Raw genomic sequence first — 25,696 nt, forward strand, 5'->3', positions numbered from 1 at the left:
AAGGACCCTGATTTGGTGATCCAACTGGTGACGACGGCCGCGCAGCTCCGGACCGAAAGCGCCCGCCTGCTTGCCCGGAAAAACGGCAACTCGCAGGGCCTTGTCCCGACCATGGGTGCCCTGCACGCGGGGCATGCGCAGCTGGCGCGCACCGCCGTCGCGCAGAACGATGTGGTGGTGGCCAGCATCTTCGTCAACCCTCTGCAGTTCGGCGAAGCGGTCGACCTGGAACGGTACCCACGGACGCTGGAAGCCGACCTTGCCCTCCTTGACGCCGAGGGTGTGGACCTTGTCTTCGCGCCGGGGGTCGAGGAGGTCTACCCCTACGGGGAGCCGATGGTGCGGGTCACCGCGGGCCCGCTGGCCGGGAAATGGGAGGGGGCCTCGCGGCCCGGACACTTCGACGGCGCCCTCACCGTCGTGGCCAAGCTGCTGCACTACGGAATGCCGGGCGCATGTACGGGCGAGGCCCTGCCGGCCTACCGGGCGTATTTCGGGCAGAAGGACGCCCAGCAGCTGGCCCTGGTCCGACGCATGGTGGCAGACCTGAACTTCCCCGTGGAGATAGTTCCGGTTCCGATCGTTCGGTCCGCGGACGGGCTGGCGCTGTCCAGCCGCAACCGCTTCCTCTCGGCCGAGGAGCGCGAGGCCGCCCTGGTGCTGTCCCGGGCGCTCCGGCTGGTGGAGGACCGCGCTAACGCCCACGAACCGCTGGACCTGGACTCCGCGCAGGCGCTGGTGGAGTCGCAACCGCTCGTGCAGCTGGACTATTTCGAGGTGGTGGATCCGCTCACCCTCGAGCCGCTGGCGGAGAACTGCAGGGACACGCCCTTCCGCGGCCAGGGACTGGTCCTTATCGCGGCAAAAGTGGGCCCGGTCCGGCTGATCGACAACGTCCCGCTGGACTCGTGATCCGGCCGGAACGGAAAAGTTTGTCCCGGCGGGAATTACTTCCCTGAAACGCCGGTTAGCAACATCAGCATCGGCAGCGCCCGCCGGACCCATCGAATCTTCCTAAGGGAACCCCCATGCCAACAGACGTCTCTTCAAAATCGCCACGCGAACCAGCACAGGTCGCCCAGACACCGGCTGGCGGGGCGGGGCCGTCACGCAAGATGTCCCGGGAATCGGTCACCATCATCGTCACCCTGCTGGTGGCCACGTTCGTGGTCATCCTGAACGAAACCATCATGAACGTCGCACTGCAGCGGCTGATGGTGGACCTGCGGGTCGATGCCCCCACCGTGCAGTGGCTCTCCACCGGCTTCATGCTCACCATGGCTGTGGTGATTCCGACCACCGGATTCATCCTGCAGCGGCTGTCCACCAGGGCCGTCTTCATGCTGGCCATGGGCCTGTTCTCCGGCGGCACGCTGCTCGCCGCAGTGGCCCCCGGCTTTGAAATCCTGCTCCTCGCCCGGATCGTCCAGGCCGGCGGCACGGCCATCATGCTGCCACTGCTGATGACCACCATCCTCACGCTGGTTCCGGTGGCCCGCCGAGGCGCCGTGATGGGCAATGTCAGCATCGCCATCTCGGTGGCGCCGGCCATGGGCCCCACGGTCTCCGGCGCGATCCTCGAGCACTTCTCCTGGCGTTTCATGTTCGTCTTCGTCCTACCGATCGCCCTTGCCGCCCTCGCCATCGGTGCCCGGTACCTGACCAACATCGGCGAAACGAAGAAGACCCGGCTGGACGCCCTGTCGGTCGTGCTGACGGTACCCGCCTTCGGTGGCCTGGTGTACGGACTCAGCCAGATTGGCGGGGGCCAGAGCGGGCCCGGCTCACCGGCCGTAATCGCACTGGTCATTGGGGCGGCAGCTATGGTCGCCTTCGTTTTCCGGCAGCTGCGCCTGCAGAAGTCCTCGGCACCCCTGCTGGACCTGCGCGCCTTCGACTTCCGCATGTTTACCGTCTCGGTCCTGCTGCTCGTCGTCGCCATGATCGCCCTGTTCGGCGCCGTGATCCTACTGCCGCTGTACCTTCAGGAAATCCGTGGACTCAAGTCGCTGGAGACGGGCCTGGTGCTGCTCCCGGGCGGACTGGCCATGGGCCTGCTGGGCCCGTTCATCGGCCGCATCTTCGACAAGGTGGGACCGCTGCCCCTGACCGTCACGGGCTCGGCCCTGCTGGTGCTGTCCCTGTTCCAGTTCTCCCTGCTGGACGCAAATACGTCGGTGGCCTGGATCATTGCCCTGCACGTGGGCCTGAGCCTGGGGCTGGCCCTGATCTTCACGCCTGCCTTCACCACCGGACTCAACCCGCTGCCTCCGCACCTCTACTCGCACGGTTCCGCCATCCTGAGCACCCTGCAGCAGGTGGCCGGTGCCGCCGGGACCGCCCTGCTGGTGTCCATCTACGCTGTTGTCGCCGCAAGCGCGGGAATGGTCGCCGGGATGCACGCCGCGTTCCTGACCGCAGCCGCAATCGCCCTGGCCGCCGTCGTGCTGTCCACGCTGATGCGCAAGACCGCAGCAGCGGAGCACCCGGCCCCGGTCCACTAAGGCTTAGCCGGCGAAGAATTCGCTCAGTTCGGTGATGAGCTTGTCCGGTGCCTTGTTGACGCCGTCGTGCCCCATGCCCGGCAGGATTGTGTAACTCGAGCCGGAGAGAACGTCGTGGATCTGGGCGCAGGCCACGCCGAAGTACGCGGGGCTCTTCTCGCCCACGATGATCAGCGTCTCAAGTGGGAGTTCCAGGAACGGTTCGGCCGGCATGTCGGCGGCGATGATGGCCTTGATCTCGCGGACGCCGGTCTGCATGAGCTCGCGCATCTGCTTGCCGATCGGGGTGCCGGCCGCGAGCTTGTTGGCCAGGGTCAGCATGGACAGCGGCATCCGGGACAGGGCGCTGCCGGTCTCGAGCCCCCTGAGCAGGACGGCGAGAGCCCTGTCGTCGTCACCGGCCGCCGTGGCCCGCTCGTATTCGGTGGTCCAGTCCGCCGTGACGCTGTGATTGACGGACACGGCCGGGTCAAAGACGGCGAGGCGTTCCACCGGCAGGGTGCGGGCAGCGTGCAGGGCCACAGCCCCGCCGAAGCTGTGGCCAAAGACATCCGTGCTGGAGGTGTGCTTCATGACCGCATCGAGATCGCGGATGTCCACGTCCAGGGTGTAATCCTCCGGCTGGGGCGAGGAGGAGCCGCGGCCCCGACGGTTGAAGGTGTGGACCGGCCGGCCCAGCGAAACGCTGAGCTTCTGCGCGAATCGGGTGTAGTCGACTGCGGTCACCATCGAGGCCGGCACGACGACGACGCCGGAACCCGCCGAGGCCAGCTCCGCGCCCGTGCTGAAAAGCTCGATCGTTCCGCCGTCGGGGGTTCTGATGTTCTCGCGGGTCATGCTCCGAGCCTAGCCGAGGCTGCAGCTACGGCGTAGTAGGCGCCCGGGCACCCGGGACTCTCAGCTGCCCAGCTGCCCGCCGGAGACCTCGAGGTAGCAGGAACCGCAGAGCGATTCGTACCAGACGTCCTGGCCGTCGATGGCGACCTGGTCGCCGTCGAACACCACCTGGTTGCCGACCCGGCGGGTGTTGAAGATGGCCTTGCGGCCGCAGCGGCAAATCGTCTTGAGTTCCTCGACAGTGTGTGCGATCTCCAGGAGCCGGAGCGACCCGGGGAACGCGCGGGTCCGGAAATCGGTGCGGATACCGTAGGCGAGCACGGGGACCTGGTCCAGGACGGCGATGCGGAAAAGGTCGTCCACCTGGGCCGGTTCCAGGAACTGCGCCTCGTCCACGAGCAGGCACGCCACCGGCTGGGTATCGACATGCTCCAGCAGGGCATCTGGATCGTCCCCGTGCGCGTGGGCGGTGAACAGCTCCCGGACCGAAGCGCCGGCGGGGATCACGAAGTCCACCGGGCGGGTCATGCCCAGGCGGGACACGACGTCGGAGTCGCCCTTGGTGTCGACGTCGGGTTTGGCGAGCAGCACCCGCTGTCCCCGTTCCTCATAGTTGAAGGCGGCCTGGAGCAGGCCCGTTGACTTGCCGGAGTTCATGGCGCCGTAGCGGAAGTAGAGCTTGGCCAAGGGGGTCCTTTCAAAAGGGTCGCCCCCCGATTCTAAAGGCCTGTCCTTCAGCCGGATCTATTCCCGCGCCCCTCCGCGGCCGGTGCCGATCCGCCGGGACCCGGACGGGCGGAAACCCCGGTAAACTTGGGGATTGTGACTTCCCAAAACACCCCCGCCCCGAACACCGCCGCCGAGCTCCACGACGCCAGCGAGCAGACGCGCATCCGGATGGAGAAGCGCGCCAAGCTGATCGAGCGCGGCATCGAGGCGTATCCGGTGGGTGTTGAGCGCACGCATTCACTGACCGAAATCCGCGAAAAGTACGCTCACCTGGAGGCGGACGAAACTACCGGCGACACCGTCGGCGTGACGGGCCGGATTGTCTTCATCCGGAACACCGGCAAGCTCTGCTTCGCCACCCTGCAGGAAGGCGGCGCCGACGGCAAGGCCGTCCGCCTCCAGATCATGCTGAGCCTGGCCAACATCGGCGAGGAGGCGCTCGCGGACTGGAAGTCCCTCGTGGACTTGGGCGATCACGTCTTCATCAAGGGTGAGGTCATCTCCTCACGCCGCGGCGAGCTCTCCGTCATGGCCGATTCCTGGTCCATGGCGTCCAAGGCGCTGCGCCCGCTGCCGGTGCTGCACGCCGAACTGAACGAAGAAACCCGCGTCCGCCAGCGTTACGTGGACCTCATCGTCCGCGACGAGGCCCGCGAAATGGTGTACACCCGCGCCGCCGTCACGCGTTCCATCCGCGAGACCCTGCACCGCCAGGGCTACGTCGAGGTGGAAACCCCGATGCTGCAGCTGGTCCACGGCGGCGCCACGGCCCGCCCGTTCGAGACGCACATGAACGCCTTCGACCAGAAGATGACCCTGCGCATCGCCACCGAGCTTTACCTGAAGCGCACCGTCGTCGGCGGCATCGACCGCGTCTACGACATGGGCCGCGTGTTCCGCAACGAGGGCGTCGACTCCACCCACAGCCCCGAGTTCACCACCCTGGAGAGCTACGAGGCCTGGGCCGACCAGTTCGTCATGGCGGACCGGATCAAGGAAATCATCCTCGACGCCGCCGACGCCGCCGGCGTGGGCCGCGTGCTGCAGACCGAAGCCGGCGAGATCAACCTCGACGGCGACTGGGCCTGGCTTGCCGTGTACCCGGGGCTTTCCGAAGCCGTCGGGCAGGAAATCACCCCCGACACCGCTGCCCCAGAGCTGCTCGCCCTCGCCGCGAAGCACGACGTCAAGGTCGACGCGAACTGGGAGGCCGAAAAGCTCGTGGTGGAGCTCTTCGGCGAGATCGTGGAGCCGACCCTGATGAACCCCACCTTTGTCTACGATTACCCGCCGTCCGCGCAGCCGCTGGCCCGCCAGCACCGCGAAGATGGCCGGCTCATCGAAGCCTGGGACCTGATCATCGGCGGCATGGAGCGCGGCACTGCCTTCTCCGAACTGATTGACCCCGTCATCCAGCGTGAACGGCTCACCGAGCAGTCCCGCCGTTCCGCCGCCGGCGACGCGGAGGCCATGCAGCTGGACGAGGACTTCCTGCGGGCCCTGGAGTACGGTGCGCCGCCGATGGGCGGGATCGGCCTGGGCATCGACCGGCTGGTGATGCTCTTCACCGGCGCCGGCATCCGCGAAACCATCCTGTTCCCGCTGCTGAAGCCGGAAGGACACTGACCATGGAGTACATTGCCGTCCTGCTGCCCTCCGTCGTGGTCGGCCTGCTTTTCTGGTACGCCATGAAATCGATCTTCAACGCAGACAAATCCGAGCGCCAGGCAGAGGCGCGGGCCCAGGCCGAAGCCCAGGAAAAGGCCCGGCCGGCGGATCCGGGTTCCGCGGACGGCCATTCCCCCGGAATCGCCAAATAGGTCCTTTTCACTTCCGTCGATTTTCCTTGGCAGAAGCCTTTCCACTTTGACGTGCCGCCGCAAAGCGGAGGATACTTATTTCAGTACCTCCTGCTTTTGCAGTCCCCGTCCTTTTGGAAAGTGAGTCTTTATGGCACAGAAAGTAAAAATCATCCTCGTTGATGATCTGGACGGGGGATCCGCGGATGAGACCGTCCGCTTTGGACTCGACGGCGTGAGTTATGAAATCGATCTGTCGTCGGGTAATGCCGCGGAACTCCGCTCTGCGGTGGAGCGCTTTGTTTCGCACGCACGGAAGACTTCCAGCGGCCGCGCTACACGGACGCGTATTTCGACCGGCCGCAACCAGGACTCTGCGCAGATCCGCCAGTGGGCAAGGGACAACGGCTACGCGGTAAACAGCCGCGGCCGTATCCAGGCGGAAATTCAGGAAGCCTACCAGAAGGCAAATTCCTAGAACTTCAGCCGCTTCCGCTCTAGAAGCCCCACTCCGCCATAAGGCGCGGGTGGGGCTTTTTCATTGACATTTAGGACCACGTGCCGCCGGCGATTCCCCTGCCCTGCTTTTGAAACCTTGCCGACCGCCCGATGCGGCGTACCTTAAACCCACCCCGCCGCCGCGTCGTTATACGACGCGGCGGCGGGGCTTGAGCACCGGATTGGGACGCCCGTTCGATTTCCCCGCACGAATCGATTCATGGCGGGAGATTCCAATGTCTGAAATTCAGAACCCGAACGGGACCCTTGCGGAGCGTGCCGGACCACCGGCAATTCTTTCCGGCCACCGGAAACGCGGCTCCAGGCTTTCTGCGCTGCTGGCCGTGCTCGTGTTGCGGGCGGCGCCCGGGGGCTCGGCATCCTGGCGCAGGGCTCGCCGTCGTCCGCCGCGGCGGTGCCGCGCTGGACGCGATTGAACAGCCCGCAGACCGTCAATCACTCCCCACGGTTTCCCCTGTGGCGAACAAGCCACAAATCCGCAACCCGGCCACGTAGCATCAAAGTACGTCGTAGCTAGGAGTGTGGCGAAATGTTTGAGCGATTTACGGACCGTGCCCGTCGCGTAGTTGTGCTTGCCCAAGAAGAGGCACGCATGCTGAACCACAATTACATTGGTACCGAACACATCCTCTTGGGTCTGATCCATGAGGGTGAAGGTGTTGCTGCCAAAGCCCTCGAGTCCTTGAGCATTTCGCTCGACGGAGTCCGGGAACAGGTGCAGGAGATCATCGGCCAGGGCCAGCAGGCCCCGTCCGGACACATCCCCTTCACGCCCCGGGCCAAGAAAGTGCTGGAGCTCTCGCTGCGCGAGGCCTTGCAGCTGGGACACAACTACATCGGCACCGAGCACATACTGCTCGGTCTCATCCGCGAGGGTGAAGGTGTGGCCGCGCAGGTGCTGGTCAAGCTGGGTGCAGACCTGAACCGGGTCCGCCAGCAGGTCATTCAGCTGCTGTCGGGTTACCAGGGCAAGGAAACCACCGGAGCTGGCGTGGGCCCAGGCCAGGCCGAAGGCACCCCCGCCGGTTCCGTAGTCCTGGACCAGTTCGGCCGCAACCTCACGCAGGCTGCTCGCGAGAACAAGCTTGACCCGGTCATCGGGCGCGAGTCGGAAATGGAACGCGTCATGCAGGTCCTTTCCCGCCGCACCAAGAACAACCCGGTGCTGATCGGCGAGCCCGGCGTCGGCAAGACCGCCGTCGTCGAAGGCCTTGCCCAGGCGATCGTCCGCGGCGACGTGCCGGAGACCATCAAGGACAAGCAGCTGTACACCCTGGACCTCGGGTCCCTCGTGGCCGGCTCCCGCTACCGCGGCGACTTCGAAGAGCGCCTGAAGAAGGTCCTCAAGGAGATCCGCACCCGCGGCGACATCATCCTGTTCATCGATGAGATCCACACCCTGGTGGGTGCCGGTGCTGCCGAGGGTGCCATCGATGCGGCGTCGATCCTGAAGCCCATGCTGGCCCGCGGTGAGCTCCAGACCATCGGTGCCACCACGCTGGACGAGTACCGCAAGCACATCGAGAAGGATGCCGCGCTGGAACGCCGTTTCCAGCCCATCCAGGTCAAGGAACCCTCCGTCGCGCACGCGATCGAGATCCTCAAGGGCCTGCGGGACCGGTACGAGGCACACCACCGCGTCACCATCACCGACGGCGCCCTCGCCTCCGCGGCGAGCCTGTCCGAGCGGTACATCTCTGACCGGTTCCTCCCGGACAAGGCGATCGACCTGATCGATGAGGCCGGTGCCCGGCTGCGCATCCGCCGGATGACCGCCCCGCCGGAGCTCAAGGTGATGGACGAGCGCATTGCCGCCATGAAGCTGGAGAAGGAATCCGCGATTGACGCGCAGGACTTCGAAGGCGCCGCCTCGCTGCGCGACAAGGAGCAGAAGCTCATTGCCGAGCGCGCCGAGAAGGAACGCCAGTGGAAGACCGGCGGCATGGACGACATTTCCGAAGTTGATGAGGACCTCATCGCTGAGGTGCTGGCGAACTCCACCGGCATCCCGGTCTTCAAGCTCACCGAGGAAGAATCCTCGCGTCTGCTGAAGATGGAAGACGAGCTGCACAAGCGCGTCGTCGGCCAGGACGAGGCCATCAGGTCCCTGTCCCAGGCGATCCGCCGCACCCGCGCAGGCCTGAAGGATCCGAAGCGCCCGGGCGGTTCGTTCATCTTCGCCGGCCCCACCGGCGTCGGCAAGACCGAGCTGGCCAAGGCCCTCGCCGAGTTCCTGTTCGGCGAAGAAGACGCCCTGATCACGCTGGACATGTCCGAGTACTCGGAGAAGCACACCGTCTCGCGTCTCTTCGGTGCCCCTCCGGGCTACGTGGGCTACGAGGAGGGCGGTCAGCTGACCGAGAAGGTCCGCCGTCGTCCGTTCTCCGTGGTCCTGTTCGACGAAGTGGAGAAGGCGCACGCCGATCTCTTCAACTCGCTGCTGCAGATCCTGGAAGACGGCCGCCTGACCGATTCCCAGGGCCGCGTGGTGGACTTCAAGAACACCGTGATCATCATGACCACCAACCTCGGTACCCGGGACATCTCCAAGAGCGTTGCCACCGGCTTCCAGTCCGGCACGGACACGCAGACCGGCTACAACCGGATGCGCGCCCGCGTTACGGAGGAGCTCAAGCAGCACTTCCGCCCCGAGTTCCTGAACCGTGTTGACGACGTTGTGGTCTTCCCGCAGCTGACCCAGGACGAGATCATCGAGATCGTGGACATGTTCGTCGGCCGTTTGGAGAAGCGCCTCAAGGACAAGGACATGGGCATCGAGCTCACGCCCGCCGCCAAGGTGCTCCTGGCCACCCGCGGCTACGATCCCGCCATGGGTGCCCGGCCGCTGCGCCGCACCATCCAGCGCGAGATCGAGGACCAGCTCTCCGAGAAGATCCTCTTCGGCGAACTGCACGGCGGCGACATCGTGGTGGTGGATGTGGATGGCGAAGGCGACGACGCGAAGTTCACCTTTGCCGGCAACGCCAAGCCGCGCATCCCGGAGATCGCTCCCAGCGTATAGGCGCTAACCCCAAAGGCCTCGCCGTTCCCGAAAGGGAGCGGCGGGGCCTTTCGCGTTGTCCCTCGCCTACAGCTCGACACCGGCGCCATTTGCCGCTCGCTCGCCCGGGGTTGAGATCGGCGCTGCCAGCTCGGCTATTGGCCACAAACGGCCGGAAAATAGCCGCGTTTAGCGGCCATATGCGGCAAATGGTGAAGGTGCATCCGGCTCCGCCGTCGTGTCAATGCGGGCGCAAGCCGCGCTGGGGCCCTCCCCAGATTCAAGACACACAAATACCTGAGGCGCGTGCAGCCCGGCGCCTGCCTGCCGAGTTCGCGCCCGCTCGCTCGGTTATTGGCCACAAACGGCCGGAAAATAGCCGCGCTTAGCGGCCATATGCGGCAAATGGTGAAGGTGCAGCCGTCAGCGCCGCCGGGCGAATCGTGCCGCGGCCGGGGGTGCCACCGGCGAAGGGTGCGAGACCCGCAGAACCGCGGATGTCGTCGAACCGCGGCCGGGACGAAAGCCGCCGGCGGAGGTCTGAAAGTAGTGTTTCACTCTTAGTGAACTTGGTGTGATCCGCGCCACGGGGGGTGTTGAATCGGGGCATGGCTTCCTTTGATTCAGTGATCCTGAACGAAAAACCGGAGACACCCTTCCATGACCTGGACCATTACCTGGCGATTCCGCGGGTGAGCGGCCTGGCATTGAGCCCCGACGGCGGGCGGCTGGTCACCACCGTGGCCACGCTCAATTCCAAGGGCACCGAGTACTGCACCGCGCTGTGGGAGCTGGATCCTGCCGGCCAACAGCAGGCGCGCCGGATCACCCGCAGCGCCAAGGGGGAGGCCGGAGCGGTCTTCGCAGCCAACGGCGATCTTTACTTCACCTCCGCCCGGCCCGACCCGGAAAGCCCGGACGATGATCCCATCAGCGCGCTGTGGATGCTGCCGTCCACCGGCGGGGAGGCCCGGGTGGTGCATTCCCGTGCCGGGGGAGTGAGCGCGGTGCTGGCCGCAAAGAGCGCCGACGCCCTGTTCGTGGCGGCCTCGGTGCTGACCGGTTCCGCGGATGAGGACAGTGATGAGGAGCGCCGCAAGGCACGCAAGGACAACAAGGTCGCCGCCATCCTGCACAGCGGGTATCCCGTGCGGTTCTGGGACGCCGACCTGGGTCCGGACCAGCCGCGGCTCTTCGCCGTCGATCCGGGCGAGGAGAAGGACCCGGGCAAGCCGTCCACCGTTGACGCCGCCGCGCCCCGGAAGCTGCGCAACCTCACCCCCGACGCCGGCAATGGGCTCCGCGATGCCACCTCCGTGGTCAGCCCCGACGGTAAGACCATCTACAGCAGCTTCACCAAACCGCTCGCTGGCGCCGATTCCCGCTCGGTGCTGGTCGCCGTCGACGTCGCCAGCGGGACCCGCGCGGTGTTGCTGGACACTGAAGGCATGAGCTACTTTCCGGGGCCGGTCAGTCCGGACAACCGCACCCTCGTCGTGCTCAGCGAAAGCGACACCACCCCCGCCGCGGCGCCGCAGGTCAAGCTGCACCTCCTCGCCGTCGGGGACGCCCCGCCTGCGGCCGGCGAGTCATCGGATGCCGCAATGACGCCGCTCGTCCACGGCTGGGACCGCTGGCCCCGCCCCGAGGCGTGGCTGCCCGACGGGTCCGCCATCCTGGCGACGGCGGATGAGGACGGCGCCTCTCCGGTCTTCCGGATCAGCGTCGCCGGTGAGCCGGGTGCGTCCGGTCAGTCCGGCGGCACCGGCCAGGTCACCCGCCTGACGTCCGATGCCGCCGCCTATACCGACGTCGTGGTCTCCCCGGATGGTCGGAGCGCCTACGCGCTGCGCAGCTCCTACGAGTTTCCGGCCGAAGCCGTGCGGATCGACCTCGCCGGCGGCGGCGTCGTCCGGCTCCCGGCCCCGGCCGAGCGCCCGCACTACCAGGGCGGGCTGGAACGCGTGGAGACGACGGCGGCAGACGGCTCGCGGGTTCCGGCGTACCTGGCGCTCCCCGAAGGCGCCTCCGCGGGGAATCCTGCTCCGTTGCTGCTGTGGATCCACGGCGGACCGCTGGGCTCGTGGAACGCGTGGACCTGGCGCTGGAATCCGTGGCTGCTGGTGGCGCGCGGCTACGCCGTGCTGCTGCCGGACCCGGCGCTGTCCACCGGCTATGGCCAGCACCATATCCAGCGCGGCTGGGGCGAATGGGGCAAGGCTCCTTTCACCGACCTGATGGCCATCACCGACGCCGTGGTGCAGCGGCCGGACATCGACGAGACCCGCACCGCTGCCATGGGCGGCTCCTTCGGCGGCTACATGGCCAACTGGGTGGCGGGGCAGACGGACCGGTTCAAGGCCATCGTCACGCACGCCAGCCTCTGGGCCCTGGACCAGTTCGGTCCCACTACCGACTCCGCCCAGTACTGGCTCAAGGAGATGACCGCCCAGATGGCGCTGGAGAACTCCCCACACAGGCACGTGGGAAACATCAGCACCCCGATGCTCGTCATCCACGGCGACAAGGACTACCGCGTGCCGATCGGCGAGGGCCTGCGCCTCTGGTACGAGCTGCTCTCCAAGTCGCAGCTCGCCGCGGATGAGAATGGGGAGACCGATCACCGTTTCCTCTACTTCCCGGACGAAAACCACTGGATCCTGCAGCCGCAGCACACCAAGGTCTGGTACGGCGTCGTCGAGCACTTCCTCGCGCGGACGCTCCTGGCTAAGGATCTTCCGGTACCAGCCGAGCTGGGCCTTTAAGTCCCTGCCGCCCGCCAGGACGGAAGCGCAACAGGGCTGCGCCGTAGGATTGGGCTGTGACTGAACCGATCCGCATCCGCCCTGCCCGAACCAGCGACGTCGCGGCCATTAAGGCGCTGGTGGCGCCGCTGGCCGACGAGCGGATCCTCATGGCCAAGGAGACCGTGGCCTACTACGAAAGCCTGCAGGAGTTCCGGATCGCCGAAGCGGCTGACGGCGAAGTGATCGGTTGCGGGGCACTGCACGTTATGTGGGAGGACCTGGCAGAGGTCCGTACGCTTGCCGCTTCTGACGCGTGGCGCGGGAAGGGCGTCGGCCACGTCCTCGTCGAGCGCCTGCTGGAGGACGCCCGGGCGCTCGGAGTGTCCCGGGTCTTTTGCCTGACTTTCGAGGTGGACTTCTTCAAGAAACACGGCTTCGAAGTCATGGCGGACCAGACCGCCGTCGACCCCGTGGTCTATTCGGAACTCCTGCGCTCGCACGACGAAGGCGTCGCCGAGTTCCTCGATCTGGCCCGGGTAAAGCCCAACACCCTGGGCAACACGAGGATGATCAAGACCCTCTAGTTGTACGTCCTAGGCGTTTCGGGCCTACCGCAGGGGCGGCGGCGGATTCCGAGGGCGTGCCCTCTTCCCCTCTATAAAGTTGATGGATAAACTGATCCCGGCCCAGGGGGTGGGCCACTCAGCTTCCGGAGGCATAAATTGCACAGTCGCGTGACTTTTCCCGATTTCTCCGCATTCCAAATGACGGTTGCCGCCGTACCTTCACTGCCACGTCCAATTACTAGGGCACCGGACGGCGATGCCGCCGCCGTAACGCCTCCGGCAGCATTTGAGACCGCGCCTCCGTTCTCCTGGCTGGGCGGCGACGCGTGGCCCAATTTTTCGGCCCGGGCAGACACGGCGCCGTGATTCGCGGGCGCGCCCGGAGCCTTTCGCGGACAAGACCCCGGTAGTAGGGTCTAACCAAGCAGCCAGGACACCAGCCAGGGAGCACAGCCATGAAGAAGCTCATCAATGATCCCCGGGCCGTGGTTGACGAGTCAGTGGAAGGGTTCGGGCTTGCCCATGCCGACCTGGTGACCGTCTTTGCGGACCCGAAATACATCGTTCGCAAGGACGCCCCGGTGGCCGGGAAGGTGGGGCTGGTCTCCGGCGGCGGCAGCGGCCACGAGCCCCTGCATGGCGGTTACGTGGGGAAGGGAATGCTCGACGCCGCTGTGCCCGGCGCCGTCTTCACCTCGCCTGCCCCGGACCAGATCCTTCCCGCTACGCTGGCCGTCAACTCCGGCGCCGGCGTCGTCCATATCGTGAAGAATTACACCGGGGACGTCCTCAACTTCGAGACGGCAGCGGAACTTGCGCAGGCGGAGGGAGTGGAGGTCCGCACCGTGCTGGTCAACGACGACGTCGCCGTGCAGGACTCGCTGTACACCGCCGGCAGGCGGGGCGTGGGCGGCACGGTGCTGGTGGAGAAAATCGCCGGCGCGGCCGCCGAGCGAGGGGACAACCTCGACGCCGTCGCCGCCATCGGTGACCGGGTGAACCAGAACGTCCGCAGCATGGGCGTGGCGCTGACGGCCTGCACCGTCCCGCACGCCGGGGCACCCAGCTTCGTCCTCGAGGAAAACGAAATTGAAATCGGAATCGGCATCCACGGCGAGCCGGGCCGGCACCGCATCCCGATGGAAAACGCTGACGGCATCACTGACCGGCTGTTGGAGCCCGTCGTCAGCGACCTCGGGCTGGCCTCCGGGGACAACGTGCTCCTCTTCGTGAACGGCATGGGAGGCACCCCGCAAAGCGAGCTGTACATCGTCTACCGCCGGGCCGCGCAGCAGCTGGCCGAGAAGGGCGTCACGGTGGCGCGTTCGCTCGTGGGCAACTACATCACGTCCCTGGAGATGCAGGGCTGCTCCATCACGGTCCTGCGCCTCGACGACGAAATGACAGCCCTTTGGGACGCGCCCGTCCACACTCCGGCACTCCGCTGGGGTGCCTGACCGTGGGCCTGGACCTCAACTGGGCCCTGCAGTGGCTGGCCCTCTCCGCGCAGGCGATGGCTGACCACCGCGAGGAATTGATCGAACTGGACCGGCCGATCGGCGATTCGGACCATGGCGAGAACATGGACCGCGGCTTCAAAGCGGTGACCGCGAAACTTGCCGAGACGCCTCCGGAAACCCCGGGGGCCGCTCTGAAGCTGACGGCCATGACACTGATGTCCAAAGTCGGGGGAGCCGCCGGTCCGCTCTACGGCACCGCGTTCCTGCGGGCCGCCACGGCGCTGGGCGACCACGCCGAGATCGACGCCGCGACCTTGGTGGCGGCACTGCAGGCCGCCCGGGACGGCATCGTCGCCCGCGGAAAGGCCGAGCCCGGTGACAAGACGATGGTGGACGCCTGGACGCCGGCCGTCGACGCCGCCACGGCAGCCGCCGCCGCATCCGACGGCGACGTCCGCAAGGTGCTGGACGCCGCAGCGGAAGCGGCGGAGGCAGGAGCAGTGTCCACCGACCCGATGGAGGCCCGCAAAGGGCGCGCCAGCTACCTGGGCGAGCGCAGCATCGGGCACCGGGACCCGGGCGCAGTCTCCACCGCCCTGATCCTGCGCGCCGCCGTCGGAGCCACCGCGTGACGGTCGGGCTCGTCGTCGTCTCCCACAGCGGGAAGATCGCCGACGGCGCCGTGGAACTTGCCGCCCAGATGGCGCCCGACGTTTTGATCATCCCAGCCGGAGGCACCGACGACGGCCGGATCGGCACAAGCCTGGAACGCGTGATGGCGGCGCTGGAGCAGGCGGCCGGGGGCGACGGCGTCGTGGTCCTGACCGATCTCGGTTCCGCCGTCATGACCGCGGAATCCGCCGTGGAATTCGCCGCAGACCCCGCCTCCGTGTTGCTGGCTGACGCGCCCCTGGTGGAGGGGCTTGTGGCTGCTGCCGTTGCCGCCCAGGTGGGTGGCGACGCCGCTGCGGTCAAGGAAGCGGCGGAAGCTGTCTGCCGGCCTCCGGCCGCGCCTGAGCACATGCACGAGCACCGGCAGCCGCCGGAAGCCGCCGCCGACTTTGAGCTGGTGAACCAAGCCGGGATGCATGCCCGTCCGGCGGCCAAGATCGCAGGTGGGCTGTCCGGCCTGGACGCCGAGGTGACCGTGAACGGCGCCGACGGTTCGTCGATGACGGAGCTGATGATGCTCGGGGCGGGGCGGGGGACCGTGCTGCACGTCGAAGCCAGCGGCCCGGATGCCGCCAAGGCCGTGGACTATCTGGGCGGGTTGATCACATCCGGCTTCGGAGAGCCGTAACCGCTAATTCTGACCGCGCAAGGAACTCCGCATTGTTCAGGATCAGCGGCAGCACCGCCGCAGGGGAGGGAGCAACGGCGGCCGCGTGCGACGCTTCCGCGGCGTCCCCGTATCCCCAGAGCGCGAATATCGTAGGGATGCCGTGCGTGGCTGCCCCCGCGACGTCGTAGCTTCGGTCTCCGACCATCACGGGACTGGAGGTGTCCACGCCGTCGGACTGGAGCCGGAGCAGCAATTCGGCGATGACGTCCGCCTTGCTCGATCTTCCCTCGGCGTCCGATGCTCCGCAGACGTTGATGAAATGGCCTTCCATTCCGAACCTTCGTGCGAGTCTTATTGCCTGGTCTTCCACCTTCGAAGTGGCTACAGCCATTGGGGCGCCGGCCGAGTGCAGCTGTTCAAGCAGGTCCAGGATCCCGTCGCAGGGGCCGGACTGCTCCGCGCCATGATCGGCGTACGATTTGCGGTAATGTTGGAGGGCCTTTTGGGCGGTTTTCTCGTCGAGTTGTGAGACGGTCCGGAAGGACTCGATCATCGGCGGGCCGACGAATCGGCGCAACTGGTCCAAAGCGGGGACGGGCGCGCCTACAGCTGCCAGAGCTCGGGCGGCGCTTGCTGTAACCCCGGGTGCTGAATCCAGGAGGGTTCCGTCCATGTCGAACAAGATGCAGCTGATGCCAGTGAGTGAGTGCCCGGTCGGGTTCAGAAGTGTCATTTTTCGAGGGCTTTCGGTCTTGAAGTTGGTTCCGTTCCGGTTGCCCCGGCGGATTATCGCTGTGAAGGGTAGGCATGGATCGGGTGAGTCTTGATCAGATAGATCAGAGGATTCTTGCGGAGCTCACGAAGAACGCCCGCATAAGCCATGCGGAGCTGGCGGGCAAGGTCCTCCTTTCCAGAAATGCTGTGCGCCAGCGGATCGAACGGATGGAGCGGCAGGGATATATCCAGGGGTACACGATTGTTGCCGGCCCGCCGGGCCAGGGCCCGGTCTCGGCTTTCCTGATGGTCTACAGGAAGGACCGGGTGCGGGGGGCGGAAGTCGTCACCGTGTTGCGATCGATTCCTGAAGTGGTGCTGTGTGATGTTGTAAGCGGTGACTTTGATCTGCTCGTGAGGGTTGAGGCACGCTCGCTGGAAAGGGTTCAGGAGATCTGGGAGCAGATCGCGGCCATACCAGGCGTAGCGGATACGGTGACGGCCATGACGCTTTCCAGTTACATCAGGCGGGGCGCCGGAGACGCCCGGGCCACTGAGGGCAATTGATCAAGTCAGACCATTTCCGCGCTTCTGACAGGCAGCACGGCGGATTCGAGCAGTAACTGGGCTGCGTGCCTGTCCAAAAGATTCCTGCCGGCGACGACGTCCAGGATGGTCGATCCATCCCGGAGGGCTTCCTTAGCCACCGCTGCTGCTGCTGCATAGCCGATGGCCGGTATTAGGGCCGTTGCCAGGCCGGCCGAGGCTGCCGTCTGGCGGGCGAGCCGTCCGGTGTTCGCCTCAATGCCCTCCATGCAGTAACAACGAAGAATGCGGGCCCCCTGTTCGAGCCAGGAAACGCTTTGAAGAAGGGCATGAGCAATGACAGGTTCGAAGGCATTGAGCTGGAGTTGCCCGTTGTCTGCAGCCATGGTCACCGTTGTGTCAGCTCCGGCGACCACGAAGGCAATCTGATTCATGGCCTCCGGGATGACGGGGTTGACCTTTCCCGGCATGATTGATGACCCGGCCTGGCGCGGCGGCAGAATAATCTCCCCGAAACCGTTCTGCGGGCCGCTCGACAGCAGCCGAAGGTCGCTGCTGATTTTGGAGAGCTTTATGGCCGTGCGTTTCAGCATGCCCGACAGGTGCATGAAAACGCCGACGTCGGACGTCGCTTCGATGAGGTCAGCGGCGGGAACCAACGGGACGCCGGAGACCTCGGTCAGCGCCCGAAGTACGAGTTGCTGATACCCGGCTGGGGCTGTGATGCCGGTCCCGATGGCGGTGGCGCCAAGACTGCATTCGCGCATCAGCGCTGTGGATTCCACAAGTCTGGATCGGTCTTCTTCCAGCGTCGCGGCGAAGGCATTGAACTCCTGTCCAAGAGTCATTGGAACGGCGTCCTGAAGCTGTGTTCTGCCCATCTTTACGACGGCGGCAAATTCGGTGCCCTTGCTGCGGGCGGATTCGGCAAGTTTGCCCAGCTCGTGGTTGAGTTCCGCGGTAGCGAAAATCAGTGCCAGTTTGATCGCCGTCGGGTAGGTGTCGTTGGTGGATTGGCACCGGTTGACGTGATCAATCGGATGCAGATGCTCGTAGTCGCCGCGCCGGTGGCCCAGTTTTTCCAGTGCCAGGTTCGCTATCACCTCGTTGGCATTCATGTTTGTGCTCGTGCCGGCACCGCCCTGAATCACGTCTACACAGAACTGTTCGTGGTGGCGTCCGTCCTGGATCTCCTGGCAGGCTTCGCGGATCGCTGCCGCTTGCCGCGGGTTGAGGATGCCAAGTTCGCAGTTGGCCTGCGCCGCAGCGTTCTTGATCATTGCCAGGGCTCGCACCAGCTGCGGATGCCGGGAGACTGGAATCCCACTGATGGTGAAGTTCTCCAAGGCCCGGGCGGTGTGTGCTCCCCAATAGGCTGCGGCAGGTACAGGAACGTTTCCGAGTGAATCCGTTTCGATGCGGGTGGTCATGGTTTTTCATCCTCTGGGAGAAGTTTGAGTGGCGCCCTGGTTGCTTGCCGCGAGCTCGGAACCGGAGGGGCGCCAGACCCGGCCCGCGCCCCTCCAGTTAGGTCAGCTTTTGATGCAGATCACTTTTGGCTGGGTCATTTCCTCATACGCGAAATGGACGCCCTCCCGGCCCATGCTCCCGTACTTGGCGCCGCCGAACGGCATGCCGTCGAACCGGTAATCAGAGGAATCGTTGATCATGACGCCCCCTGCTTCCAGCTGCCGGGCCGCGTCCATGGCCCTGGCCAGGGAGTCGGTGAAGATGCCCGCGTGAAGGCTGAATTCGATGGCATTGGCGACGTCGATGGCTTCTTCAAAAGTGTCAAACTTACGGAGCATGACCACAGGCCCGAAGACCTCGTTCCTCCACAGGCTGCTGTCCGACGGGACTGCCTCCAGGACGGTCGGCTCAAGCACGTTACCCTCCGCGATGTTGCCTGCGAGCAGGAGAGCGCCGGCGTCGAGGGCTGCATCCAGCTTGGTCTGAAGCTCCTGCAGTGCAGTGCGGCTGATCATGGGCCCCACATCCGTGCGTTCGTCCGATGGGTCTCCGCTTACCAAATGCGCCGTTGCTTCCAGGAAGCGCCGGCGGAATTCGCCGTACACCGGCGCGGCTACGAGGATCCGCTGCACTCCCACACAGTTCTGGCCGGCGGCCCAAAACGCCCCGGAGACGCAGGAGTCCACTGCATTCTGGATGGGGGCGTCATCCAGGACAATCACGGGCGCGTTGCCGCCGAGATCCATGCTGAGCTTCTTCAGGCCTGCGGTGCGGGCGATGCTCTCACCTGTGGAGAAACCGCCCGTGAAGGACACCATTCGTACGTCCCGGGATCTGATGATTGATTCGGCCAATTCCCGGTCGCCATGAACAATTATCAGGGCCTCGGGCGGGAGTCCGGCGCCCATGAGGGCGTCCGTGAGCAGCTGGGCCGACAGGGGAGTCAGCGCAGAGGGCTTGAGGATCACGGCGTTTCCTCCGGCGAGTGCCGGACCGATTTTGTGTGCCACCAGGTTGAGGGGGTCGTTGAAGGGAGTGATCGCGGCAATGATGCCCAATGGCTCGCGTGAGTACCATCCGGTGCGGTCCTCAGAGCCCTCATACGAGTCAAAGGGGATGACTTCGCCAGCATTCCGGCGCGCTTCGGCGGCAGAGAGGCGGAGCGTGTTGACCGCACGGAGCACTTCCTTGCGCGCCTGGCGGATCGTTTTCCCGGCCTCGGCCACAATCGTCTGCGCGAACTCTTCGGTCCGCTGCTCGATCTCCGTTGCGGCGCCGTCCAGTATCTTGCCACGTGCGTTGCGGGACAGGGCCCTTGCCTTCCGGGCGCCGACGCGGGCTATTTCGATGAGGGCATTGCCGGCGTTGGCTTCGGTCAGCGAAACCGCGCCGACAACTCTGCCGTCGTAGGGGCTGGTCACATCACGGAACTGCGGCAGCATTGTTTCCGTCGAACACAGCGCGGATTCAGACATTTGCGGCCACTCCCGTCTTGGCTGCGTGCATGGCGATGATGTCGGAGAGTAGGGCGTAGGCGGTCTCCACCCGGCCGGCTCCTGGTCCTGAGACTGTTACTGCCCCCAAAAGGTCGGTGTCGAAAGACACGGCATTGGTTGCGCCGGAAACCCCGGCCAGCCCATGGCCGAGGGGGAGCGCTACGGGGGATACGCCTGCGGTCACTGATCCGTCCGGGTTCCGCCGCGCTGCACCGACGAGCTTCCAGCGGCGTCCCTCGCGGGCTGCCTTCTGAATGTTCTCCGGCGTCACGGTCGACATTCCCTGGCGCTGAACGTCCTTGAGCTCGATGCCGGCATCGAGCAGTTCGTTGGCGAGGATAAGAACCTTGAGCTGAACGTCGTAACCCTCGATGTCTGCTGCGGGGTTTGCCTCGGCGTAGCCAAGCTCCTGTGCCTCGGCGATTGCCGCTTCAAAGTCCAGTCCGGCTTCCATGCGCCCGAGCACATAGTTGCTGGTGCCGTTGAGGATGCCTTCGAAGCCGTTCAGCTTCAGCCCCGCGAACATCTTCTTGGCCAGGCGGATGACGGGAGTGCCGCTCATGACGGCGCCTTCGAACTCGAAGTGCACGCCGTGCTGTTCGGCCAGGGCGGTCAGCTCGGCACCGCGGAGGGCCACCGGGCCCTTGTTGGTGGTGCAGACGCTCTTGCCGGATTCCAGTGCCCATCGCACGTGGGAAACAGCTGGTTCGCCGTCTTCAGGGTTGGTGAAGGTGGCCTCGCAGATAATGTCGGCGGTGCAGGTGCGGATTACTGATTCGTTGTTGGTGTCCGCGGATCCGCCGAACGCGGCGAACGTTTCGCTGGCCCCGTCCAGGTTAAGGGCGGACGCGAGGTCGATGCCCTCGGGCTGGATCAGTGAGCCGAGGCGCAGGTCAGTGATGGCCACTACCCGCAGGCCGAAGCCCAGCTCGGATCGGAATGCGTCGCCGCGTGTTGCGATCAGTTCGGCGAGGGTCCTGTTGACGCCGCCGAAGCCGATCAGCGCAATGTCGTAGGTGGTCATGGTGCTCCTTCAGTCAGGTACATCGGTCATCCAATGCTGGCCGCATTCCATGTCCGTCAGTACATGTGGATGTGACTCAATGACAGGTCTAATCGACCATTCGCCTGCCGGTTCGACATCGACACCAAATGTAACCTTCGCTCAACATAGACATGTTGAAATGTTTTTAATGACCAAAATGGGGTTTTCGTGTTACTTTCGTCACTACCGCCATTGCACAGCCCGAGCCAGCCTTGTCCGAAGCGCCGGTGGCAATGTGCGAAGTCTTCGCATCAGACCCGTCCGCTTACCTGGGAGAAACCATGGAACCCTCAGCACCAGTCCAGCTAGCCCTGCAACCCCCGATTCCCCCGACCACCGATTCCGGGCTCCGGCGTTCCATGGGGGCGCGGCACCTGGTCATGATCGCCATGGGCGGGGTGATCGGCTCCGGGCTGTTCCTGAGCTCGGGCTACACCATTTCCCAGGCCGGGCCGCTCGGGGCGGTCATCGCGTATCTGATCGGCGCCTTCGTGGTGTACCTGGTCATGGCATGTCTTGGCGAACTAGCCATCGCCTATCCGGTCTCCGGCGCCTTCCATATCTACGCGGCGAGGTCGATCGGGCCGGCCACCGGTTTCACCACGGCCTGGCTCTACTGGCTGTGCTGGGCCGTGGCCATCGGATCAGAGTTCACAGCCTCCGGTCTACTTATGCAGCGCTGGTTCCCCGGTGTTGACGTCTGGGTCTGGTGCGTCATCTTCGCCGCGATCCTCTTCGGCCTCAACGCAGTTTCTTCCAAGTTCTTTGGTGAATCCGAGTTCTGGTTTGCCATCGTCAAGGTCGGCGCGATCGTTGTGCTCATCGTTCTCGGCGGCGCGGCGCTGTTCGGCCTCCACCCGCTCAGCGAGGGCACCGGCCACGCGTTCATGTTTGAAAACTTCAACACCTCCAGCGGGCTTTTCCCCAACGGCTTTACGGGTGTTCTCGTCACAGCACTTGCTGTCTTTTATGCGTTCTCCGGCTCGGAACTCATCGGCGTGGCAGCGGGTGAAACCGCTGACCCTGCCACCAGCATCCCCAAAGCCATGCGCAGCACTGTCATCCGTCTGCTGATCTTCTTCGTCGGGGCGATCGCCGTCATTGCAGCTACCATCCCGTTCGAGCAGGTCGGGCTGGATGAAAGCCCGTTCGTGACGGTCTTCTCGTCCATCGGCATTCCGTTTGCTGCCGACATCATGAACTTCGTCATCATCACCGCCCTCCTCTCCGCCGGGAACAGCGGCCTCTTCTCCTGCGCACGGATGCTCTACTCCCTTGCCGACGAGGGGCACGCCCCCCGGGCGCTGAAGAAGCTGACCCGGCGGGGCATCCCCATGACCGCGCTGTCGGTCAGCATGCTCGGGGGCCTGGCATCACTCATCAGCAGTGTCGTTGCACCCGAAACGGTCTACCTGGCTCTCGTTTCGGTCGCCGGTTTCGCCGTCGTCGGGGTCTGGATGTCCATCACCGCGTCGCGCTTTTTCCACAGAAGGTCCTTCGTCAGGAAGGGCGGCGATGTCGCCGCCCTTCCCTACAAGGCCCCGCTGTTCCCGCTGGTGCCGATCCTGGCCTTCTCTCTCTGTCTCATCTCGCTCATCGGCATCGCCTTTGACCCGAACCAGGTAGCAGCCCTCTATTTCGGAGTCTCTTTCGTTGCTGCCTGTTACGCCTTCTTCTACTTCAAATACGGGCGTAAGGCGCGGACCGACCAGCCTTCCTAACTCCATCATCAGTCAGCGCCAACTCAGCGCGGCGGCCGCGGACCCACGTCCCCGGCCGCCTCGCTGTCCTTCGGCATCCCATGAATTCACAAGAGCAGCCGCACGGGCCTGCGGCACGACATCGAAGAACTCGTTGCCGCCGCCGAGCGCCTGGGAGATGCGCAAGATCGCTGCCGAGGCCGGAAAAGTTGGTCCGCAGTTACGGAAATGGCCACCGGCGCGCGCTGGCCAGCCAGGGCGCCGTGCTTGTCCGCACCCGTCGCGTTGCGATTGTCGATGTCACGGGCGCAGCGGAGCTCTACGCCGTGTGGGCGCAAGGAAACCGCGTCCCGATCAACAATAAAGGCGTGTGAGAATAGGCGTAGTCATCGGGGCGGAAGGAGCATGGAGAATGGACTCTTCCGCGGAAGCGTCGTCCATGGCCCAGGGGCTTCGGATAGTTCGGCTGGTCGCGGACCGGGAGAAGTGGGGCAGACGTCTGCTCGGCGTTTCCCAGCTCGCATCCGAGCTGGACATGGAGCAAAGCCGTGTCTCCCGGTTGACGCAGGAATTGTGTGAGCTGGGATTGCTGGAACGCGTCGAGCGGGGCCCGTTCCGAACCGGCCCACGTTTTTTCAGCCTCGCCGCGGCATTGAATGCCGGCTGGGTCCGCGAATCAAGAACGGAACTCGAGGCCCTCGTGGCTTCTTTCGGCCTCAGGTCCAGAGTCTCCGTCCGTGATGGCTTCCGCGTGATTCTCCTGCGGGCGTCCAGTAATGACGCGGTTCCCGGGAGCTTCGTCAAACCCGGCATGGTGACACCCGTATGGTGTACCGGATCCGGACGGGCGCTGCTGTGGGATGACCGGCAGCCTGACGTTCAAGCCCTCCTCAAGGACGTCAATTTCATCGGCGTTGGTGGCCCGGGCGCGGCCCATTCGCCAGAAGAAGTGATCCAGCTGATGGAGCGGGACCGGGCGCGGGGCTTTATTGTCGCGGAGGAGGAATTCGAGCACGGAGTGTACGAATTGGCCGTTCCCGTCCGCAGCGCTGACGGTTCAATTCTGGCCTCGCTCAGCGTCCTGGGCAGCGGGGCCGGGATCAACTCCGGCGCCAATGACATTGCAAACGCCCTCATGGCGGCAGCCGAACGGTTGGGCTCCTGGGAGGCCCATACCCGGGGCGACACGGCCCGGAAGGGCCTTGCCGGCTAGAGCAGGTTCTGCGGCAAGGGGTAACCCAGCGCCGATTCAAGCCATTTACCCCAGGACACAAGAGCCGTGGCGCAAAACTCCCGGCGGGGCTCCAATCGTGTTTTGGCTCCTACGACCTGTAGCGCTGCCACTACATCGCCCTTGAAGTCCCGGACCGGAACGGCCAGGGAATACAGACCCGGCTCGGCTTCCTCATCGACAATGGAATACCCCCGTGCCCGCGCCGCCCGCAGCCGGGAGAGGAAGTCCTCGACATCCAGCGGTGTATTGGGGCCATGCCGGACGAAGGCAACGTCGGTGAAAATTGTCCGGACCTCGGCGTCCGACGCTTCCCACAGCAGGGCCTGGCCGGCATCACTGCAGAATGCCGGATAGGGCCGGCCCAGCCACGAACCCACCATGTTGCTGCTTGCCGGGACACATTCACCGATGGTGACGGTACTGTCCCCGCTCAGGATTCCAAGGAAGCAACCTTCATCGGTTTCGCCAGCCAAACCTTCCAAAGCCGTCACGCCGTCGGTCTGCAACCGTTGTTCCGTCAACAGCTGCGCGTCGGTCAGGAGCGACCAGTTCAGGGAGTAGGACCGGTGGTCTCCGCGTGCCAGGAACCCCTCCTGCTCGGCGGTCCGCAGGCTGCGCGAAACCTGGCTGCGGTCCTTGCCCAGATCGGCTGCTATATCAGCGACCGTTCCGCCAGGAAGGCCTCCTGCGTTGCGGGAGCCGACCGCCAGGACAGCCATGATTCCCCGGCCCATGCTGGATGTCTTAGACATGGATCCGATTCTAGTCACTTGACCCGCGTGTCAGTGGATGGCGAAGACCCGGGCAGGAAAACCGCTGCCGCTCAGGGGCTTAGGCCAGCTCGCAATGATGGCGGCGCCGGCTTCCGGAAGTCCTTGCAAGTTCGCCATGAGCTCGATCTGCCACCGGTTCTGTGACAGGACATACGTTTCCAAGCTGAAATCCTGGCGGGACGTTGCCATCCCCGGGTCCGTGTCCGTCTGCTCATGACCGACGGCAGTAACTGACCGCTCCTCAAGGAGGAAGGAAAGGGCTTCGCGCGACCAGCCTGGTGTGTGGCTGACACCCTCCTCATCCCTGTTTGCCATGGCGCTAACGTCGGGCCAACGGTGACTCCACCCGGTCCGCAAGGCCACAAAGGCCCCGGCTGGGATGGCGCCGTTGCGGCGCTCCCATGCCTGGACGTCCTCCAGCGTGGGCGTCGCGTCCGGATCGGCGGTGACCCGGGCGGTGATGTCGAGGATGACCAGCGGAAGGACCATGTCCTCGACCGGAATCTGGTCCAGGGTCCGTCCCCCGCGGATGAAATGCGATGGGGGATCAACGTGCGTGCCCCATTGGCCGATGATCGAATAGCGGTGAGCGGTGAAACCGTCGCCGTCCTCCAGGTCGAACAACGCCTCCCTGATCTCATCGGGGAATGCCGGGAAATGCGGCTGGCCAGGGTGGAAGGCGTGAGTCAGGTCGGTGAAAGACCTGCCGGCAAGCAGCGGCCGCAGTCCGTCCCACAGCCCGGTCCTGGTGGCTTCCATCATGACGCAGCCCCGCTCACTTGGATGGCCGGAAGTGCCGTGCTGGAGACGCTGATGGGTCCGGTCAGTTCGATGACCGGCACTTCCCAGGGGTGGATATCAACGATGTGCTGCAGGAAGCGTTCGACCGCAGCGTCTTCGAGCGCGGCATCGAAATAGGTTGTAAAGACAAAAGTGGGTGAAATTGTGCGCTGGCCCACCTGCCCCAGCGTCGGGTTTGCGCCTTCGGTGCAGGTGAACCCCTCGAAACCGAGGCCGGATTCGAAGACATGCCTGTAGTTGCCAAAATCCCCCAAGTCAGGGGAATCCGACAAAGCCTGAAGCAGGGCCGCGATGCCGGCTTCCTCTCTGAATGCTTCTACGTCGCCCTTGGCGAGCCGCGAGAAGGATTCCGCGACTATGGGCCAATGCACCCGCATCTTGCGTACTGATTTCATTTCAATCTTCAAGGAATCCTCTTTCTGAGCGGTTCACAATAGATGTCTGAATGCATGTTGGCATAGAGTGATGGTCAT

Annotated in this window: 23 protein-coding genes; 14 read left to right on the plus strand and 9 right to left on the minus strand. The window is 65.0% G+C overall.

Annotated features, from left to right (window positions below; all coding sequences use genetic code 11):
* Positions 1-12 precede the first annotated feature (12 nt).
* Together panC and OM977_RS00850 are read left to right on the plus strand one after the other, a co-directional pair.
* Positions 13-912, plus strand: coding sequence for a pantoate--beta-alanine ligase (gene panC / locus OM977_RS00845; RefSeq protein ID WP_264355680.1), 900 nt, complete (start codon positions 13-15; stop codon positions 910-912).
* Positions 913-1,028: 116 nt separating this feature from the next.
* On the plus strand, positions 1,029-2,504 hold the full coding sequence (locus OM977_RS00850; protein ID WP_264355681.1) for a DHA2 family efflux MFS transporter permease subunit: 1,476 nt from the start codon (positions 1,029-1,031) through the stop codon (positions 2,502-2,504).
* A 3-nt stretch (positions 2,505-2,507) separates the two neighbouring features.
* Here the strand turns inward: OM977_RS00850 and OM977_RS00855 are convergent, their stop codons facing one another.
* Together OM977_RS00855 and OM977_RS00860 are read right to left on the minus strand one after the other, a co-directional pair.
* Positions 2,508-3,341, minus strand: a complete 834-nt coding sequence (locus tag OM977_RS00855) for an alpha/beta fold hydrolase (RefSeq protein WP_264355682.1) — start codon at positions 3,339-3,341, stop codon at positions 2,508-2,510.
* A 60-nt stretch (positions 3,342-3,401) separates the two neighbouring features.
* Positions 3,402-4,028: a thymidine kinase gene (locus tag OM977_RS00860; RefSeq protein WP_264355683.1), complete on the minus strand. Its 627-nt coding sequence runs from the start codon at positions 4,026-4,028 to the stop codon at positions 3,402-3,404.
* A 135-nt stretch (positions 4,029-4,163) separates the two neighbouring features.
* Here OM977_RS00860 and lysS point away from each other — a divergent pair, with 135 nt between their 5' ends.
* The 9 genes from lysS to dhaM all read left to right on the plus strand — a co-directional run bounded on the left by lysS (position 4,164) and on the right by dhaM (position 15,462).
* Positions 4,164-5,696 (plus strand): lysine--tRNA ligase, encoded by a 1,533-nt coding sequence (gene lysS / locus OM977_RS00865; protein ID WP_264355684.1) that lies wholly within the window; start codon positions 4,164-4,166, stop codon positions 5,694-5,696.
* 2 nt (positions 5,697-5,698) lie between these two features.
* Positions 5,699-5,890: a hypothetical protein gene (locus OM977_RS00870; RefSeq protein WP_264355685.1), complete on the plus strand. Its 192-nt coding sequence runs from the start codon at positions 5,699-5,701 to the stop codon at positions 5,888-5,890.
* A 130-nt stretch (positions 5,891-6,020) separates the two neighbouring features.
* On the plus strand, positions 6,021-6,347 hold the full coding sequence (locus OM977_RS00875) for a histone-like nucleoid-structuring protein Lsr2 (protein WP_264355686.1): 327 nt from the start codon (positions 6,021-6,023) through the stop codon (positions 6,345-6,347).
* Positions 6,348-6,917: 570 nt separating this feature from the next.
* The gene (locus OM977_RS00880) at positions 6,918-9,410 is read left to right on the plus strand and encodes an ATP-dependent Clp protease ATP-binding subunit (protein WP_264355687.1); all 2,493 of its coding nucleotides are present in this window, start codon (positions 6,918-6,920) and stop codon (positions 9,408-9,410) included.
* A gap of 587 nt (positions 9,411-9,997) precedes the next feature.
* The gene (locus OM977_RS00885; RefSeq protein ID WP_264355688.1) at positions 9,998-12,154 is read left to right on the plus strand and encodes a S9 family peptidase; all 2,157 of its coding nucleotides are present in this window, start codon (positions 9,998-10,000) and stop codon (positions 12,152-12,154) included.
* 56 nt (positions 12,155-12,210) lie between these two features.
* Entirely contained in the window at positions 12,211-12,720 is a 510-nt protein-coding gene (locus OM977_RS00890) for an amino-acid N-acetyltransferase (RefSeq protein ID WP_264355689.1), read from the plus strand.
* 437 nt (positions 12,721-13,157) lie between these two features.
* The gene (dhaK, locus tag OM977_RS00895; RefSeq protein WP_264355690.1) at positions 13,158-14,159 is read left to right on the plus strand and encodes a dihydroxyacetone kinase subunit DhaK; all 1,002 of its coding nucleotides are present in this window, start codon (positions 13,158-13,160) and stop codon (positions 14,157-14,159) included.
* 2 nt (positions 14,160-14,161) lie between these two features.
* Positions 14,162-14,794 (plus strand): dihydroxyacetone kinase subunit DhaL, encoded by a 633-nt coding sequence (dhaL, locus tag OM977_RS00900; RefSeq protein ID WP_264355691.1) that lies wholly within the window; start codon positions 14,162-14,164, stop codon positions 14,792-14,794.
* The gene (gene dhaM / locus OM977_RS00905) at positions 14,791-15,462 is read left to right on the plus strand and encodes a dihydroxyacetone kinase phosphoryl donor subunit DhaM (protein WP_264355692.1); all 672 of its coding nucleotides are present in this window, start codon (positions 14,791-14,793) and stop codon (positions 15,460-15,462) included. The genes dhaL and dhaM overlap by 4 nt, the downstream gene beginning before the upstream one ends.
* Here dhaM and OM977_RS00910 read toward each other — a convergent pair.
* Positions 15,437-16,177, minus strand: a complete 741-nt coding sequence (locus OM977_RS00910; protein WP_264355693.1) for an HAD hydrolase-like protein — start codon at positions 16,175-16,177, stop codon at positions 15,437-15,439. The two genes, dhaM and OM977_RS00910, sit on opposite strands and share 26 nt — an antisense overlap.
* Positions 16,178-16,251: 74 nt before the next feature.
* Here OM977_RS00910 and OM977_RS00915 point away from each other — a divergent pair, with 74 nt between their 5' ends.
* The gene (locus OM977_RS00915; RefSeq protein WP_264355694.1) at positions 16,252-16,725 is read left to right on the plus strand and encodes an Lrp/AsnC family transcriptional regulator; all 474 of its coding nucleotides are present in this window, start codon (positions 16,252-16,254) and stop codon (positions 16,723-16,725) included.
* Positions 16,726-16,730: 5 nt separating this feature from the next.
* On the opposite strand, the gene OM977_RS00920 is transcribed toward OM977_RS00915, so the two are convergent.
* The 3 genes from OM977_RS00920 to OM977_RS00930 form a co-directional block, all read right to left on the minus strand.
* Positions 16,731-18,134, minus strand: a complete 1,404-nt coding sequence (locus tag OM977_RS00920; protein ID WP_264355695.1) for an aspartate ammonia-lyase — start codon at positions 18,132-18,134, stop codon at positions 16,731-16,733.
* Between the two features lie 102 nt (positions 18,135-18,236).
* Positions 18,237-19,649 (minus strand): aldehyde dehydrogenase family protein, encoded by a 1,413-nt coding sequence (locus tag OM977_RS00925; protein ID WP_264355696.1) that lies wholly within the window; start codon positions 19,647-19,649, stop codon positions 18,237-18,239.
* On the minus strand, positions 19,642-20,694 hold the full coding sequence (locus OM977_RS00930) for a homoserine dehydrogenase (protein ID WP_264355697.1): 1,053 nt from the start codon (positions 20,692-20,694) through the stop codon (positions 19,642-19,644). The genes OM977_RS00925 and OM977_RS00930 overlap by 8 nt, the downstream gene beginning before the upstream one ends.
* 302 nt (positions 20,695-20,996) lie before the next feature.
* Between OM977_RS00930 and OM977_RS00935 the strand changes: the two genes are divergently transcribed.
* Together OM977_RS00935 and OM977_RS00940 are read left to right on the plus strand one after the other, a co-directional pair.
* Positions 20,997-22,436 (plus strand): amino acid permease, encoded by a 1,440-nt coding sequence (locus tag OM977_RS00935; protein ID WP_264355698.1) that lies wholly within the window; start codon positions 20,997-20,999, stop codon positions 22,434-22,436.
* 391 nt (positions 22,437-22,827) lie between these two features.
* Positions 22,828-23,628, plus strand: a complete 801-nt coding sequence (locus OM977_RS00940) for an IclR family transcriptional regulator (protein WP_264355699.1) — start codon at positions 22,828-22,830, stop codon at positions 23,626-23,628.
* Here the strand turns inward: OM977_RS00940 and OM977_RS00945 are convergent.
* Genes OM977_RS00945 through OM977_RS00955 form a run of 3 tightly spaced genes read right to left on the minus strand, consistent with a single transcriptional unit; the run spans position 23,625 to position 25,630 of the window.
* Positions 23,625-24,401, minus strand: a complete 777-nt coding sequence (locus tag OM977_RS00945; RefSeq protein ID WP_264355700.1) for an IclR family transcriptional regulator — start codon at positions 24,399-24,401, stop codon at positions 23,625-23,627. The genes OM977_RS00940 and OM977_RS00945 overlap by 4 nt on opposite strands.
* Before the next feature lie 30 nt (positions 24,402-24,431).
* On the minus strand, positions 24,432-25,184 hold the full coding sequence (locus tag OM977_RS00950) for a cyclase family protein (RefSeq protein ID WP_264355701.1): 753 nt from the start codon (positions 25,182-25,184) through the stop codon (positions 24,432-24,434).
* On the minus strand, positions 25,181-25,630 hold the full coding sequence (locus tag OM977_RS00955) for a hypothetical protein (RefSeq protein WP_264355702.1): 450 nt from the start codon (positions 25,628-25,630) through the stop codon (positions 25,181-25,183). The genes OM977_RS00950 and OM977_RS00955 overlap by 4 nt, the downstream gene beginning before the upstream one ends.
* Positions 25,631-25,696 lie beyond the last annotated feature (66 nt).

It is taken from the genome of Pseudarthrobacter sp. MM222, assembly GCF_947090775.1.
GTDB lineage: Bacteria > Actinomycetota > Actinomycetes > Actinomycetales > Micrococcaceae > Arthrobacter.

Excerpts from the sequence above, each read along its gene's own strand:
- OM977_RS00850 (WP_264355681.1), top strand. The coding sequence starts at position 1,029 with ATGCCAACAGACGTCTCTTCAAAATCGCCACGCGAACCAGCACAGGTC.
- OM977_RS00855 (WP_264355682.1), bottom strand. The coding sequence starts at position 3,341 with ATGACCCGCGAGAACATCAGAACCCCCGACGGCGGAACGATCGAGCTT.
- OM977_RS00870 (WP_264355685.1), top strand. The coding sequence starts at position 5,699 with ATGGAGTACATTGCCGTCCTGCTGCCCTCCGTCGTGGTCGGCCTGCTT.
- OM977_RS00875 (WP_264355686.1), top strand. The coding sequence starts at position 6,021 with ATGGCACAGAAAGTAAAAATCATCCTCGTTGATGATCTGGACGGGGGA.
- OM977_RS00880 (WP_264355687.1), top strand. The coding sequence starts at position 6,918 with ATGTTTGAGCGATTTACGGACCGTGCCCGTCGCGTAGTTGTGCTTGCC.
- OM977_RS00885 (WP_264355688.1), top strand. The coding sequence starts at position 9,998 with ATGGCTTCCTTTGATTCAGTGATCCTGAACGAAAAACCGGAGACACCC.
- dhaK (WP_264355690.1), top strand. The coding sequence starts at position 13,158 with ATGAAGAAGCTCATCAATGATCCCCGGGCCGTGGTTGACGAGTCAGTG.
- OM977_RS00910 (WP_264355693.1), bottom strand. The coding sequence starts at position 16,177 with ATGACACTTCTGAACCCGACCGGGCACTCACTCACTGGCATCAGCTGC.
- OM977_RS00915 (WP_264355694.1), top strand. The coding sequence starts at position 16,252 with ATGGATCGGGTGAGTCTTGATCAGATAGATCAGAGGATTCTTGCGGAG.
- OM977_RS00920 (WP_264355695.1), bottom strand. The coding sequence starts at position 18,134 with ATGACCACCCGCATCGAAACGGATTCACTCGGAAACGTTCCTGTACCT.
- OM977_RS00925 (WP_264355696.1), bottom strand. The coding sequence starts at position 19,649 with ATGTCTGAATCCGCGCTGTGTTCGACGGAAACAATGCTGCCGCAGTTC.
- OM977_RS00930 (WP_264355697.1), bottom strand. The coding sequence starts at position 20,694 with ATGACCACCTACGACATTGCGCTGATCGGCTTCGGCGGCGTCAACAGG.
- OM977_RS00935 (WP_264355698.1), top strand. The coding sequence starts at position 20,997 with ATGGAACCCTCAGCACCAGTCCAGCTAGCCCTGCAACCCCCGATTCCC.
- OM977_RS00940 (WP_264355699.1), top strand. The coding sequence starts at position 22,828 with ATGGACTCTTCCGCGGAAGCGTCGTCCATGGCCCAGGGGCTTCGGATA.
- OM977_RS00945 (WP_264355700.1), bottom strand. The coding sequence starts at position 24,401 with ATGTCTAAGACATCCAGCATGGGCCGGGGAATCATGGCTGTCCTGGCG.
- OM977_RS00950 (WP_264355701.1), bottom strand. The coding sequence starts at position 25,184 with ATGATGGAAGCCACCAGGACCGGGCTGTGGGACGGACTGCGGCCGCTG.